This is a genomic window from Mycobacterium marseillense (assembly GCF_010731675.1).
In the GTDB taxonomy this organism is placed as follows: Bacteria; Actinomycetota; Actinomycetes; order Mycobacteriales; family Mycobacteriaceae; genus Mycobacterium; species Mycobacterium marseillense.
Genome location: NZ_AP022584.1, coordinates 763,279 through 775,924, shown reverse-complemented (window position 1 = coordinate 775,924; position 12,646 = coordinate 763,279). Strand labels below are relative to the sequence as shown.

The window sequence follows — 12,646 nt, the reverse complement described above, 5'->3', positions numbered from 1 at the left end:
TCGGGTAATACACGGGCCATGGTGATCAGGAGAATCGCGCGACCCCTGTTGTCAGTCGCGTTCATCGGGCAAGGAGTCAATTCACTACTCAATCCCAAATCGGCGGCCCAGGCGGCGGCGCCGGCGGTGGATGGCCTCCAGGCGTTGCCAGATTCGGTGAGCGGCAACATTCCGAGCGACCCCGAAACGGTCGCCCAAATCACCGCGGCCGTCCAGATCGGTGGCGGCCTGCTCCTTGCCACCGGCAAGCTTCCCCGCATCGCGTCGGCCGCGCTGGCGGTGACGGTGTTGCCCGCCAACATCGGGGCGCACTCGTTCTGGAACGAAAGCGATCCCGCGGCCAAAGCGCAGAAACGTCAGCAGTTTCTGACCGACCTCAGCCTGTTGGGCGGCTTGTTGATCGCCTCCGCCGACACCGCGGGCAAGCCGTCGCTGGGGTGGCGCGGACGCCGGGCGGCCGAACGGCTCTCGGACCGGGTGTCGTCGGCGTGGCCCGGATCCGACGATTCGACCTTCGACGCAGATTTTTCGGAGCTGGGCGACCGGATCGCGCACGGCTTGCAGGTCGGTGCCGAACGTGGCCGCGAATTGGCCAGCACCGCCGCGGAACGGGGTGCGCCCTATGCCGAAGCCGCGCTGGAACGCGGCCGCGAATTGGCCAGCACGGCAGCGCACCGCGGTGCACCGTATGCCGAGACCGCGCTGGAACGCGGCCGCGAATTGGCCAGCACCGCGGCCGAGCGAAGCAGGCCGCTGGCGAAGAAGGCACGCAAGCGCGGCGAGGAATGGGCCGACGAGGCCGCCGACCGCGCCGCCTATCTGGCCGAGAAGGCACGCAAGCGCGGCGAAGAGCTGGCCGACGAGGCCGCCGACCGCGCCGCGCCACTGGCCAAGAAGGCACGCAAGCGCAGTGAGAAGCTGGCCAAGAAGGCACGCAAGCGCAGTGAGAAGCTGGCCGACACGGCGCGGGCACGCTCCGAGGAACTCGCCGAAACCGCGCGCAAGCGCGGCAGCCACCTCGCCGACACCGCGCGCGAGCGCGTCGGCGGGCAGGTCGAGACCGGCCGCCGCAAGCTGGCCTGGTAATTGCGTCGGGCTGGTGGACCTAGTCCGATGACGGCGAGCGCCGCAACGGCGCGAGTGGGGAGCCGGGCCATCAGACCTAGTCCGTCCAGCGTGACCCCAGGGTCCCTGGCGTCCACGCCGGCCAGTCGGGGCGACCGACCGTCATGCCGCCGCTGAGGCGGGCGACGATGCGCGGCCCGCGCAGGCGGCTGTTGTCGTAGACGGTGGCGATGTCGGCCAGCGCGACGGCCTCGGTGACCGGTGTCCATAAGCGGCGATGGCGCTCGCGGACCTTGGTTTCCGGTACGTCATGGCCGCCGGCGCGCACGCGGTGCCGGACACGTTCGACGGCGAGGTCTTCCGGGATGAGCAATGCGTGCACGATGACGCTGAAGCCCGCGCGGCGGGCGGAGTGGATGAGGTCGAGCTTCGACGGGTGGGAGAACACGGTCTCCGCGATGAGCGACCGCCCCAGGTCGATCAGCTTCGCGCGGGTCTCGGCGGCGATTCGCGCGGCGTCGTAGGCGTGCCCCGCCGGCTCCTCCGGCCAGCGCTGCCTAGCGATTTCGTCGGCGTTGACCACCAGGCTGCCGGGCAGCAGTCGCGCCAGGGTGAACGCGATGAAGGTCGACTTGCCGGCACCGTTCGGCCCGACCACCAGGTCAAGTCGCTGCATCGGGCCGGGCCGACGGACGCCGGGTCAGCGTCCGCGCGCCAGCACCACGGCGGCGCCGTCGGGCCGGTGCTCGACGATGTCGCCGTCGTCGTTGAGGGCGACCGTGGTGACTCCCTGCCCCGCCAGCGTCGCCCCGTAGTTGGTGTGCGCCAGGCTTTCTTCGATGGCCGCGGAGATCTCGGCGTTGAACACCACGCCCTCCTCGACGGTCAGTTCGCCGGTCGGCAGCTGGCCGGCGAGCGCGGCCTCAACCCGCCGCCGCGAGGCGGTGTGCTGGCTGGACACCGCCCGCCCGACCCGCGCCCAGTGGTCGAGTTGCTGCTTGGCCGACCGGCTCTGGCGGGCGCCCTCGGCCGCCGCGCTGTCCATCAGGTCGGACGCCACCCGGGTGACGCGATCGGGAGCGTCGGGCATGACTTCCTCCTGGATGCAGCATCTGGTTACGTTCTGTAGCAAAATGCTACACGAACGCATTTGGCCCTGCTAGCGGCGCTGCGTCAGCACGGCGTCGACGATCGCGTCGACGTCGCGCCCGGCATCGACGGTCATGCCGGCCTCGTCGGGGCCGAGGGCCTCCAGCGTGTCCAATTGCGAGCGCAGCAGCGCGGCCGGCATGAAGTGGTCGGTCCGGGCCGCCATCCGGTCGGCGATCAGGTCCGCCGAACCGGACAGATGCAGGAACTCGACGCCCGGGCAGTGCGCGCGCAACTGGTCGCGATAGGTCCGTTTCAGCGCCGAACAACTCGCCACCCCGCCGTCGCGGTGAGCGGAGAGCCATTCGCCGACCGTGTCCAGCCAGGGATGGCGGTCGTCGTCGTCGAGCGGGTGGCCGGCCGCCATCTTGGCGACGTTGGCGGCCGGGTGCAAGGTGTCGGCGTCGACGAAGGGAACCCGCATACGTCGCGCGAGCGCCGCCCCGACCGTCGACTTGCCCGATCCGGATACGCCCATCACCACGACGGGGGCCGATCCGCTCACCCGGTGTGTTCGCCGAGGTTGCGGTTCCATTCCAGCCAACCGACGCCGTTGCGCCCGTCGGCGGTGGTGATCGTGGCCCAGACGCGCGGGAAGTGGCTGACCCGCCCGTCCGCGGCGACGAGCCGAACCGGTGCCTGGCCGCGCACGTCCACGGTGGCGGTGATCTCCCCCGGGTTGAGCGTGACCGTCGCGTCCAACGGTAAGCCGTTGTCGGCGAAGGACTCCCGCGAGTCGACGGCTTGCAGCTCGGTGACCCGGCCGTCGGCGCCCTGGGTATAGCCGATGCTGAACGCGGGCGCGCCGGGAATGCGGATGTTGACGCCGTGCAGATGGGTGCCGTCGTCCAGGTGCAGCGCGCTCCAAATCCAATCCATGCTCCACCAATCGCGCACTCCCCAGGAGTGATCGCGTTGGCCGGGCACCGCGTCGAGGCGGTAATCGGTCCCGTCGATGCTGACGGTGCCCGAGACGGTGCACGGAATCTCATACCGCGTCGTCAGCCCGTACTTGTACGGGGTGCCGTCGGTGTCCCACACCAGGTTCATGGTCATGTCGACGGGCGTGCCGGATTCCCCGCGCAACAGCGCCGCCGGGTCGGAGTACGCCTGACCCCGCGCGCGCACGTCGACGCGATAGCTCCGCAATGGCGTGCCGGCGGAATGGCCGAGCTCGAACTCGTCGGTGCGCACCGTCCAAGGGTCCGCCGGCAGCCGAACCTGCGCGTCGACGGCGACGGTCGGCATGTCGGGGCCGCACAGCAGCACGTGAACCCACGCGGTCTGCTCGTTGGCGACCAGACCGAGGCGAAACCAGCCCCCCAATCCCTGTGCGGTGTCGGCAAAGTCGGCGTACCAGCTCTCGCTCCACAACGGTTCGGCGGTGGGATCGTGGGCGAGTTCGTCCTCGGGCGAGGGTTGCAACGGCTCGGGTGCCACCGCGGCGGGCAGCGTCGCCAGCGCGTCCGTGTCCAGGACGTGATCGCAGTGCCGGCGCAGCATCGTCATGAACATCTGGTCGCCGCGGTCGGTGCGCTCCACCAGCATCGAGGAGACGATCGCCATCATCACGCCGAAAAAGCTCTGCCGGCGCACACCGTCGGCGACGTCGGCCAGGCTGAGGGGCGCGCCGGGGCCCAGCGCCTCGTGGTATGCCCGCAGCAGCGCGTCGTAGTGCTCCCGACGGTCCTCGGTGGGCAGCGCGCACCCGAGGAAGTAGGACAGGTCGGTCAGCGCCGGGCCCCACGACACGGTTTGCCAGTCGACCACCGTCAGCGCGCGGTCGGCACCGGCGGTGCCGAACAACATGTTGTCCAATCGGTAGTCGCCGTGCACCAGGCCCTGGACGCGCCCCTGTTCGGCGGCCTGGGCCTCTTGCGCGAGGTAGCCGTCGAACGTGGCCACCAGCCGCTCGCACACCACCCGGTGCTCCGGCGCGATCTGGTCGCCGTAGCGGTCGACGAATCCCGCGTACAGCGGGGCGATCATGGCCTGGTTCAGGGGTGACTCGCGGTTGAGCCACGGCGCTTCGGCCAGCGAGACGTCGCCGAGCAGCGGCCCATGCAGCCGTCCCAACTCGACGGCACCGAGGCGGGCCTGTTCGGCTGTGGCGCCGGCGATTTCATCGCCGGTCACGGCCGGGCCCGCGTCGCCCAGCAACAGGTCGAACACGCCCGTCGAGGCGTCGACCGCCGCGTGGTAGCAGGGCGCGATCGGCCCGCCCAGCCGTGGCGCGATGTCGCCGTAGAAGCGGACCTCCCGCTCGTAGAGTCCCAGCGCCAGCCCGGTCTGCCGGCTCACGGGGTCGGTGGCCGCGACCTTGAGCACCACCGACTCGGGCCCGCCGCCGGGCTCGGCGTAGTCGAGCCGGATGCGGTAGCACTCACTCATCTGGCCGGTGCCGATGCGCTCGACCGAGAAATCGGCGATGGGTCCGGTGCCGATCACCGCGGCCAACCAGGAGGCGGTGAGGTCACTCGGGGTTTCGATGACTTGCTCGGTCTCGGCGTGCATGAGGGTTAGCGTGCCAGGTCAATGCGCGAGTGAGAAGCCGTCCCATGCCATCCGGCGATCCGGGTGTGGATCGAACTCGACCCGCGATTTGCGGTCGAACACCATCACGGCGCGGTCGGCGGCGTCGTAACGGGGCCAATCCTCGCCCGGGACACCGGTGCGGCTGAAGGCGCGCCACCGCCGTTGCACCTGGTTGCTGACCCGCAACGCGGCCCGCCGGTCCACCGCCGCGGTCAGCAGCGCCCCGAATCTGGTGCGGTAGACATCGAAGACCGCCAGCAACTCGGTGGCATGGGTGGCGCCGAAACCCGACCAGCGCAGCGTGCGCGGGGCGTAGTCATACCGGTAGAGGTAGGTCGGCGCGTGCGTGGCGTGGGCTTCGGCGATCTGCCAGGCCGCCGAACCGAATGCGAAGTCACCCCCGAGTTGGATGCACGCCGCCCGCTCAGGGTATTCCGGGTATGCGGCGGTAATGCGTTCGCGGATAGCGGGTTCCGCTTCGGCCAGCAGTTCTTCGACCATCGATTCGTTGGTCGGCAACATCGCGAGGAACCGGGTGAACAGCCGACCCTCTTCGGCGTTGGTGCCCACGATCAGCGGTACCGGATGCGCGTCACCGCGCCGCATCGCCTCGACGGGATCCGTCGGCAGCATGTCGTCCCCGACGACCGGGCCAATCGGGAAGGCGCCCAGCCTGTTCTGCATGCCCTCGTCGATCAATGCGTGCTGGGTCTTCACCAGTTGGGCCGCGGACACCCGCATCAGCGCGTCGGCAGCGTCCTGCCTGCGCACGCCCAGCAGGGCGGCGAAGCGATCAGCGAACTCGGCGGCAACCTCTTTCGAGCGCGTCAGGCCCGAAGCGGGACTTTCCGAAATCGCCCGGGCGAACAGGCCTTTGGCGGACGGCACCGCCAGCAGGGACGCGGTGATGCACGCGCCGGCGCTCTCGCCGAAGATCGTCACATTGTCCGGGTCACCGCCGAATCCGGCGATGTTGTCGCGCACCCACTGCAGCGCGAGCACCAGATCGCGCAGATACAGGTTGCTGTCAATGGTGATATCGGGCGTCGACAGCGACGAGAAGTCCACGCATCCCAGCGCGCCGAGCCGGTAATTCACCGACACGTACACGCATCCCCGGCGCGCCAGCGCCGCGCCGTCGTAGAGCGGTGTCGCCGAGCTGCCCAGGAAGTAGCCGCCGCCGTGGATGAAGACCATCACCGGTAGCGGCCCCTCCGCGCCGTCCTCGGGTGCCACGACGTTGAGGGTGAGGCAGTCCTCGCTCATCGGCTGATAGCGGCCGCCCAAGCCCGACAAACCGAGCAGGGTGTAACGGCGCTCCTGCGGCGCGCAATTGGCGAAGCCATGGCAGTGCCGCACCCCCGACCACGACGCCGCCGGCTGCGGCGCCCGGAAGCGCAGGTCTCCCACCGGTGGACGGGCATACGGGATGGAGCGCCACCGATGGACCCCGTCGCGGGTGAAACCCTCGACGGTGCCGGTGGCCGTGCGTGCGCGGACAGTCCGGTCATGCATAACCCGACGGTAACCGACATGACCGCCGTAACGCGCGCGCAGCGCGTTATTTGCGCGGCGCGGCGGCTAGCCTGACTGCATGCGGATAGCTGCGATGATCGCCGCGTCGTTACTGGTCGCCGGGTGCTCACACACCACGGGCAGCCACTCGGAGTCGACGCCCGGCGCCGCCCCGACATCCGCCGGGCCCACTACGGGCCCGTCGGGAAACACATCGCCCGCAGCGGCCGCGGCACCGGCCGCCGGCGCCGCGGTTTCCGACGTCATCGCCTGGATAGAGGCGGCCCACCCCGCCGATCCGGGCCGCTACCACACGGCCACCCGCGACGGTGTGGCCACGCCGCTGGGTGACGACGTCGCGCTTTCGGGTGCGGGCGGCAAAGTCTCCTGCATGACGGACGCCCCACACACCGGGGGCGCCCTGAATTGCCTGGTGAACCTGACTGCTCCAGCGCCGGCACCCGCAACGGCCTATGGCGAATGGCAAGGCGGTTGGGTCACCTTCGACGGCGTGCACCTGCAGGTGGGAGCCGCCCGGGCCGATCCCGGCCCCTTCGTCAACGGCAACGGACCGGAGCTGGCGAACGGGGACTCGCTGTCGTTCGGCGACTACCGGTGCCGCGCCGACCAGGCCGGCCTGTATTGCGTGAACTACGCGCATCAGTCGGCGGCGCGCTTCGCGCCCGCCGGCATTCAGCCCTTCGGCTGCCTGAAGTCGGTGCCGCCGCCGGACGGAGTCGGCGCGGCGTTCAGCTGCTGAGCCCGCCCATGATGCTCGCGAAGAGCTCGCTCATCTCGTCGCCGGGACCGCCCGGAACGGTGTATCCGGCCTCGTCGCGGATCTCGTCGAGGTGATCGCGCACGTCCTCGACCGATAGGCCGGGCCGGTAGAAACCCCTTGTCCTGCCGATGAAGAACCGCGCGACGTGGCCCGCGCCCACCGTGTAGATCTCACCGGAAACCGGGCAATCCCGGTGGGTGAGGAACGCCGCCACGGGCGCGACCTGTCCGGGATCCAGCTTCTGAAGATACTGGCCGACAAGATCATTCAGCACCGCCTGGGATGCCGGATCATTGTCGACGGCCAGCTGGCCGGTGGCCGCGTCGAGCGATTGCGTCAGCATCCGCGTGTAAGCGATCGGGGAAATGGCATTGACCTTGATGCCGTGCGCGGCCCCTTCGGCCGCGAGCACACGCGTCAGGCCCACCAATCCGGTCTTCGCCGCGCCATAGTTGCTCATGCGTTCGGCGCCAAGGATTCCCGCGGCCGAGCAGGTGTTGAGCACGCGACCGTACCGTTGCTCCCGCATGGCCTTCCACGCGGGGCGTGTCACGTAGAACGCGCCCTTGAGATGCACGTCCACCAGCGGGTCGAGCCGCTCGGCGGTCATGTCCTCGAATGGCGCGTCACCGACGATTCCCGCATTGTTGATCACGATGTCGACGCGCCCCCAGGCGCGCAGGGCGGTATCGATGATCGCTTGCGCACCATCGGGATTCGTGACGCTGTGGCCATCGGCGATCGCCTCACCGCCGCACCGTCGGATCTCCTCTACGACGGCGCCCGCCGCCTCGGCGTTCGAGCCGTCCCCGGTCACCGACCCGCCCGTATCGTTGACCACGACGCGCGCCCCACGCGACGCGAGAAGCAGCGCGTACTCCCTGCCCAATCCCCCGGCGGCGCCCGTGATCACGGCCACCTGGTGATCGAACCGCAGCGGCATGGTCGCCATCACCAGGTGACCGGAAGCTCTTTCATGCCGTAGATGTCGGCCTCCTTGAAGCGCAACTCCTCCGGCGGAACGGCCAGCTTCAGTCCGGGCAGCCGCCGCGCGAGGGTGGCGAAGGCGACCTGCATCTCCACGCGGGCCAAGTTGGCCCCGATGCATTGGTGCACGCCGTAGCCGAAGCCCAAGTGCCCGCGGGTGTTGCGATCGATATCGAAACTCTCTGGGTTCTCGACGAATTCGGTGTCCCAGTTCCCGGCGGGCAGGTTCATCATCACGAATTCGCCGGCGCGGATCAGTTGACCGCCGATCACCAGGTCTTCGGTCGCCACGCGGTCGACCTGGCTATGCACGATGCTCAGATAGCGCATCAGTTCTTCGACCATGTTCGCGACGACCGCGGGATCGTCGGTCTGGCCAAGTCGTGCAAAGGCGCGTGGATGTTGCAGCAGCGCAACCGTTCCCAGCGCGATCATGTTCGCGGTGGTCTCGTGACCCGCCTGCATCATGATCACGCTGTTCATCGCCGTGGTCGCGTGATCGAGTTGGCCCGTCGCGACGTAGTCGGTGATCAGCCGGCTGATCAGATCGTCGCCGGGTTCGCGTTCCTTGCGTTGCACCAACTCCTGTATATAGGCGTACATCGCCCCGAAGGCCTGGCCCTTTTCCGCGTCGGTCGTCTTCTGGTCGAGCCCCGCGGTGGTGTTGTGTTGGAAGAGCTCGAGGTCTTCGGGCGGCACTCCCAGCAGCAGCGCGATCACCAATGATGGCACCGGCAAGGCGAATTCACGAACGAGGTCCGCCGGTGGGCCGACGGCCATCATTTGGTCGAGAAAGTGGTCGACCATCTCCTGGATTTCCGGCCGCATCGATTCGCAACGCCGGAACGTGAAATTGCTGGTCATCATCCGCCGGATCCGGTGATGCTCGGGGTCGTCGGTGCGCGCGAACATCACCGGGATCTTGTTGTCGGCGTCGGTGGGCATGATCGAGTCCGGAATGGTCTTCGCGGACAGGCGCGGATCGACCAGCGCGGCCCTGATGTCCTGGTAGCGGCTCACCACCCAGACCGGGTTGCCGTGGAACATCGCCTGTCGTAACCCGGGCTCCTGCCGCCAGCTCGCGAACTCCGCCGGCGCCGCGAGCGGACACCGCGCCGGACGCGGCACGGGCAGTGAAGGGAGCCCGGCGTCCGAGCGCGAGTCGGACGTCTCGAAAGATATTGACATAAGCCGCATTTCCCACTAAGTGTCAGTTGTCTGCCAGTTGTCGAGCGTAAAGCGGCCGTCGTCGGTAGTCAACTGTCAGTTACGCTGTCACAATGACCGCGGTGGAAGACCGGCCGTTACGGGCGGACGCGGCGCGCAACGTCGAGCGCATCCTGCGCGCGGCGCGCGAGGTCTATGGCGAGTTGGGCCCCGACGCCCCGATGGAAACGGTCGCACGCCGGGCCGGTGTCGGTGAACGAACCCTCTACCGCAGGTTCCCGACCAAGGCGGACCTCGTGCTGGCGGCGCTCGAACAAAGCATCGCCGAGGATCTCACCCCGGTGATCGACGGCGCCCGCCGCGCCAAGGACCCACTGCACGGCCTGACCCAACTGATCGAAGCGGCGATCTCGCTCGGCGCCCGCGAGCACAGCCTGCTGGCCGCCGCGCGCCGGGCCGGGTCCCTCACGTCGGACATCTCGGTGTCGCTCAACGCCGCGCTCGGCGAGCTCGCGCGCGAAGGACAGCGGCTCGGCAGGATCCGCCCCGATCTGGTCAGCGACGACCTGCCCCGCCTGGTCGCGATGCTCTTCAGCGTGCTGTCGACGATGGATTCGGACAGCGACGGGTGGCGACGCTACGTCGCTCTTGTCGTCGACGCGATATCGGTCGACGAGCGACGGCCATTGCCCCCGGCGGCCGAACTGCGCTACACGCTGGAACCGGACGGCTGGCCGCTGTGACGCGACGCCCGCTCAGCTAGCCGGCAGGCCGGCCTGGATCGCGGCATCCTGTTTGCGAGCGAGATCGAGCAGGACGTCGGCCGGCGTGGGATTGCCTATGACACAGTCGAATTCCAGGTCGACCATCGCCTTGCCCTGGACGAATACCGCCTCGGAGATCTCCATCGGGTTGGCCGGGTCGGTGCTCTGCCCGATCACCATGAATCCGTTGGTGCCGACGTCGATGGGCTGCTGCTCGCCGCTGACCTTCTTACCCACGACGTCCCGCATGTTCGCCGCCGTCTTGTCGGCCGTCCCCGCATCGGGAAAGACCGCGATCGTGTCGATGATCGTGCGCTTGCCATCGGGGTTCTTGAAGATCTGGCCGACGCCGACGATGCCGCCCGGGTTCTGGCTGGGCGGCCCGTCGGCGGTGGCACGGGGGCCGACATCGGCGGGCTTGATCAGCAGGGAGCTGTAATTCGCCGGCGCCCCGGGTGAGGACGGAGCGCTCGACGGCACAGCCGCGCTCGACGACGAGGCCGAGCCCGATGACGCCGTCGAGTTCTTGTCCTCACCGCAGCCCGCCATCGCGGCGCTGAGCAGCATCGCAGTCGCCGCCACACCGACCGCGGAAGTCCGGACTTTTGTCATGAGCCCTCCTTTGTGAGGTCAGCTATTTGTATCCCGTACCCCGACCCCCCGCAGCATGAACACGCAAACTTTGTGGGCCGCCGGGCAAATCGTCATCGGGACGTCCCTCCGATAGGCCGTTTTGGCGGCACGCGGAATTTCGCTTCAGTTGATGGTCACGCCCGCGTCGACTTTGAACTCGAGCCCCGTGACGTATCTGGACTCGTCGGACAGCAGGAACAGCACTGCGCTGCTGACGTCGGCGGGTTCGACAGCCGGCGTGGGCATCGCATTGACGAAGATCGGAATGAGATCGGAGCGCTGCTCGCCCAGGAGAGGCCCGAACGACGGCGGAACCATCCCGGTGGGGACGCCGGTGGGAAGCACGGTATTGACACGCACGTTCTGTGCCGCCAGCTCGTTCGCCAAGGCCAGCGTCAAGCCGACGACGCCATGCTTGGCCGCCGTGTATGGCGTCTGCAACGGAAAACCCTTGATCGCGCCCGCGGAACTGACGTTGACCAGGCTGCCTCCGCCCTGTTCGAGCAGATGCGGTATCGCGGCCGCGCAGGTGTTCCACACTCCGATCAGGTTCACGTCGACCACGGTTCGCCACTGCTCGGCGGTGGTTTTGTCCCACGACGCCACCGTCAACACACCGGCGTTGGCGACCGCGCCGTCCAGCCCTCCCAGCTCGCGGACTCCGTCGTCGACCGCGAACCGCAGTTGCACCTCGTCGCGGACGTCCACGACGCGACTCACACAGCGACGGCCGAGATCCCGTACCAGCCTTACTGTTTCGGCCAGGTCATCCTCCGTGGCCAAGGCATACTCGATCTGGGGCAAGGATTGGCAGATGTCGACGAGGATGAGGTCGGCACCCTCCTGCGCCAGCCGCAGCGCATGGCCGCGCCCCATGCCGCGAGCGGCGCCGGTGATCAGAATGCGTTTACCGGCAACGCGTCCTGGCGCTGAGGTCGTCAGTTCACTGCTCGTTCCACATCAGCCCGCGCATCGTCGCCGAGAGCGGGATGTCCTCGACACCGACCAGCCCCGTGGGCGCACTGCACACCCAGTCGATCGCGTTGACGGCCCGGCCGGCGGTCGAGATGCAGCCCGCATCGGTGGAATCGTAGAGAGGGTGGGACACGTGGGTGTTGATCTCCACCCGCGGTTCACCCTCGACGACGACCCGGTGCACGCCGGTGTGGCCCTCGGGCGGGAATTCCCAGTCGGGAGCCGCGGCCGGGGTGAGCCTGGTGACGTGCTCGAGGGTGATGACCGGCTTGCCGGCGCGTACGCCCTCGGTAGCGAATCGGACGGCGGCCATCTGCCCCGGCTCGACCGTCATCATCGTGCATTCGATGCGTTCAGGCGTGTACCAGGGTTCGCAGCGCTGGCGCACGTCGTCGAGCTTGATGTCGAGATGGTCGGCCAGACTGCGAACCTGACCGCCCCACATCGCCACGATCACCCCGGGCAGAAACATCATCGGCGAGTCGTCGTCCGGCGTAGTCCCGAATCCCATTGCGGCACCTGTGAACTCGGCGTCGTCGTAGTTTCCGTAATCGAATATTTCCTGCACGGTGACCGACGAGATTCGCGTGGTCAGGCTGGCCGCCGAGTGCACCAGCGTATCGCCGGAGAAGCCGGGATCGATGCCGTTGACGTACAGCGAGGTATTGCCGGCCGCGCAGGCGCGCTCCAACGGTTCCCGCAACCAGTCGTCGGCGTGGCGGGGCGTCACCAGCCAAACCATCGACGTGCCAACGACGTTGATGCCCGCCGCGAGGAAGTTGGCCATCTGTTCGATGGCCTCCATGGGCCGCGTCTCACCCTGCGAGGTGTAGACGACGCAATCGGCACCGAGGTTGAGCAGCGCGTCGATATCGTCGGTGGCGATGATGCCGGTCGGTTCGTCCAGCCCGCAGAGCTGCGCCGCGTCCTTGCCGATCTTGTCCGCGCTGGCGGCGTGCACGCCGACCAGTTCCAGATCCGGTCGGCCGATGATGGCCCGCAACGAATGCCGGCCCACATTTCCGGTGGAGAACTGTATGACTCTGCGCACTGACCCTCATCCTTCCGACCGCGG

13 protein-coding genes are annotated in these 12,646 nt (G+C 68.4%); 3 read left to right on the top strand and 10 right to left on the bottom strand.

Features of this window, described 5'->3' with window-relative positions:
* The first annotated feature begins 18 nt into the window (after positions 1 to 18).
* Positions 19 to 1,086, top strand: a complete 1,068-nt coding sequence (locus tag G6N26_RS03400) for a DoxX family protein (protein ID WP_067169888.1) — start codon at positions 19 to 21, stop codon at positions 1,084 to 1,086.
* A gap of 76 nt (positions 1,087 to 1,162) precedes the next feature.
* Here the strand turns inward: G6N26_RS03400 and G6N26_RS03395 are convergent, their stop codons facing one another.
* The 5 genes from G6N26_RS03395 to G6N26_RS03375 form a co-directional block, all read right to left on the bottom strand.
* Entirely contained in the window at positions 1,163 to 1,741 is a 579-nt protein-coding gene (locus G6N26_RS03395) for an AAA family ATPase (protein WP_067169891.1), read from the bottom strand.
* Between the two features lie 24 nt (positions 1,742 to 1,765).
* Positions 1,766 to 2,155, bottom strand: a complete 390-nt coding sequence (locus tag G6N26_RS03390; RefSeq protein WP_067169894.1) for a TA system antitoxin ParD family protein — start codon at positions 2,153 to 2,155, stop codon at positions 1,766 to 1,768.
* A gap of 69 nt (positions 2,156 to 2,224) precedes the next feature.
* Entirely contained in the window at positions 2,225 to 2,719 is a 495-nt protein-coding gene (locus G6N26_RS03385; RefSeq protein ID WP_067169898.1) for a gluconokinase, read from the bottom strand.
* Positions 2,716 to 4,728, bottom strand: coding sequence for a DUF7064 domain-containing protein (locus G6N26_RS03380; protein WP_083017105.1), 2,013 nt, complete (start codon positions 4,726 to 4,728; stop codon positions 2,716 to 2,718). Before G6N26_RS03380 ends, G6N26_RS03385 begins: the two co-directional genes overlap by 4 nt.
* 18 nt (positions 4,729 to 4,746) lie before the next feature.
* Positions 4,747 to 6,264, bottom strand: a complete 1,518-nt coding sequence (locus G6N26_RS03375; protein ID WP_067169904.1) for a carboxylesterase/lipase family protein — start codon at positions 6,262 to 6,264, stop codon at positions 4,747 to 4,749.
* Positions 6,265 to 6,343: 79 nt separating this feature from the next.
* On the opposite strand from G6N26_RS03375, the gene G6N26_RS03370 reads away from it, so the two are divergent.
* Positions 6,344 to 7,024 (top strand): hypothetical protein, encoded by a 681-nt coding sequence (locus G6N26_RS03370; protein WP_179960283.1) that lies wholly within the window; start codon positions 6,344 to 6,346, stop codon positions 7,022 to 7,024.
* Here G6N26_RS03370 and G6N26_RS03365 read toward each other — a convergent pair.
* Both G6N26_RS03365 and G6N26_RS03360 read right to left on the bottom strand, forming a co-directional pair.
* Positions 7,014 to 7,997 carry an SDR family NAD(P)-dependent oxidoreductase gene (locus G6N26_RS03365; protein WP_225323291.1) on the bottom strand — a complete coding sequence of 328 codons (984 nt, stop codon included), beginning with the start codon at positions 7,995 to 7,997 and terminating at the stop codon, positions 7,014 to 7,016. The two genes, G6N26_RS03370 and G6N26_RS03365, sit on opposite strands and share 11 nt — an antisense overlap.
* Complete coding sequence (locus G6N26_RS03360; protein ID WP_169925514.1) at positions 7,997 to 9,220, bottom strand: cytochrome P450; 1,224 nt, start codon at positions 9,218 to 9,220, stop codon at positions 7,997 to 7,999. The genes G6N26_RS03365 and G6N26_RS03360 overlap by 1 nt, the downstream gene beginning before the upstream one ends.
* Before the next feature lie 92 nt (positions 9,221 to 9,312).
* Here G6N26_RS03360 and G6N26_RS03355 point away from each other — a divergent pair, with 92 nt between their 5' ends.
* Positions 9,313 to 9,942, top strand: coding sequence for a TetR/AcrR family transcriptional regulator (locus G6N26_RS03355; protein ID WP_067169911.1), 630 nt, complete (start codon positions 9,313 to 9,315; stop codon positions 9,940 to 9,942).
* 12 nt (positions 9,943 to 9,954) lie between these two features.
* On the opposite strand, the gene G6N26_RS03350 is transcribed toward G6N26_RS03355, so the two are convergent.
* From G6N26_RS03350 to G6N26_RS03340, 3 genes are all read right to left on the bottom strand, one after another.
* On the bottom strand, positions 9,955 to 10,575 hold the full coding sequence (locus tag G6N26_RS03350; RefSeq protein ID WP_083017099.1) for a hypothetical protein: 621 nt from the start codon (positions 10,573 to 10,575) through the stop codon (positions 9,955 to 9,957).
* Positions 10,576 to 10,719: 144 nt separating this feature from the next.
* Complete coding sequence (locus tag G6N26_RS03345) at positions 10,720 to 11,472, bottom strand: mycofactocin-coupled SDR family oxidoreductase (protein ID WP_232067527.1); 753 nt, start codon at positions 11,470 to 11,472, stop codon at positions 10,720 to 10,722.
* 67 nt (positions 11,473 to 11,539) lie between these two features.
* Positions 11,540 to 12,622, bottom strand: a complete 1,083-nt coding sequence (locus tag G6N26_RS03340; RefSeq protein ID WP_083017096.1) for an NAD(P)H-dependent amine dehydrogenase family protein — start codon at positions 12,620 to 12,622, stop codon at positions 11,540 to 11,542.
* Positions 12,623 to 12,646 lie beyond the last annotated feature (24 nt).

Coding starts and splice junctions, on each gene's coding strand:
- G6N26_RS03400 (WP_067169888.1), top strand. CDS start 19: ATGGTGATCAGGAGAATCGCGCGACCCCTGTTGTCAGTCGCGTTCATC.
- G6N26_RS03395 (WP_067169891.1), bottom strand. CDS start 1,741: ATGCAGCGACTTGACCTGGTGGTCGGGCCGAACGGTGCCGGCAAGTCG.
- G6N26_RS03390 (WP_067169894.1), bottom strand. CDS start 2,155: ATGCCCGACGCTCCCGATCGCGTCACCCGGGTGGCGTCCGACCTGATG.
- G6N26_RS03380 (WP_083017105.1), bottom strand. CDS start 4,728: ATGCACGCCGAGACCGAGCAAGTCATCGAAACCCCGAGTGACCTCACC.
- G6N26_RS03375 (WP_067169904.1), bottom strand. CDS start 6,264: ATGCATGACCGGACTGTCCGCGCACGCACGGCCACCGGCACCGTCGAG.
- G6N26_RS03370 (WP_179960283.1), top strand. CDS start 6,344: ATGCGGATAGCTGCGATGATCGCCGCGTCGTTACTGGTCGCCGGGTGC.
- G6N26_RS03365 (WP_225323291.1), bottom strand. CDS start 7,997: ATGGCGACCATGCCGCTGCGGTTCGATCACCAGGTGGCCGTGATCACG.
- G6N26_RS03360 (WP_169925514.1), bottom strand. CDS start 9,220: ATGTCAATATCTTTCGAGACGTCCGACTCGCGCTCGGACGCCGGGCTC.
- G6N26_RS03355 (WP_067169911.1), top strand. CDS start 9,313: ATGACCGCGGTGGAAGACCGGCCGTTACGGGCGGACGCGGCGCGCAAC.
- G6N26_RS03350 (WP_083017099.1), bottom strand. CDS start 10,575: ATGACAAAAGTCCGGACTTCCGCGGTCGGTGTGGCGGCGACTGCGATG.
- G6N26_RS03345 (WP_232067527.1), bottom strand. CDS start 11,472: ATGGGGCGCGGCCATGCGCTGCGGCTGGCGCAGGAGGGTGCCGACCTC.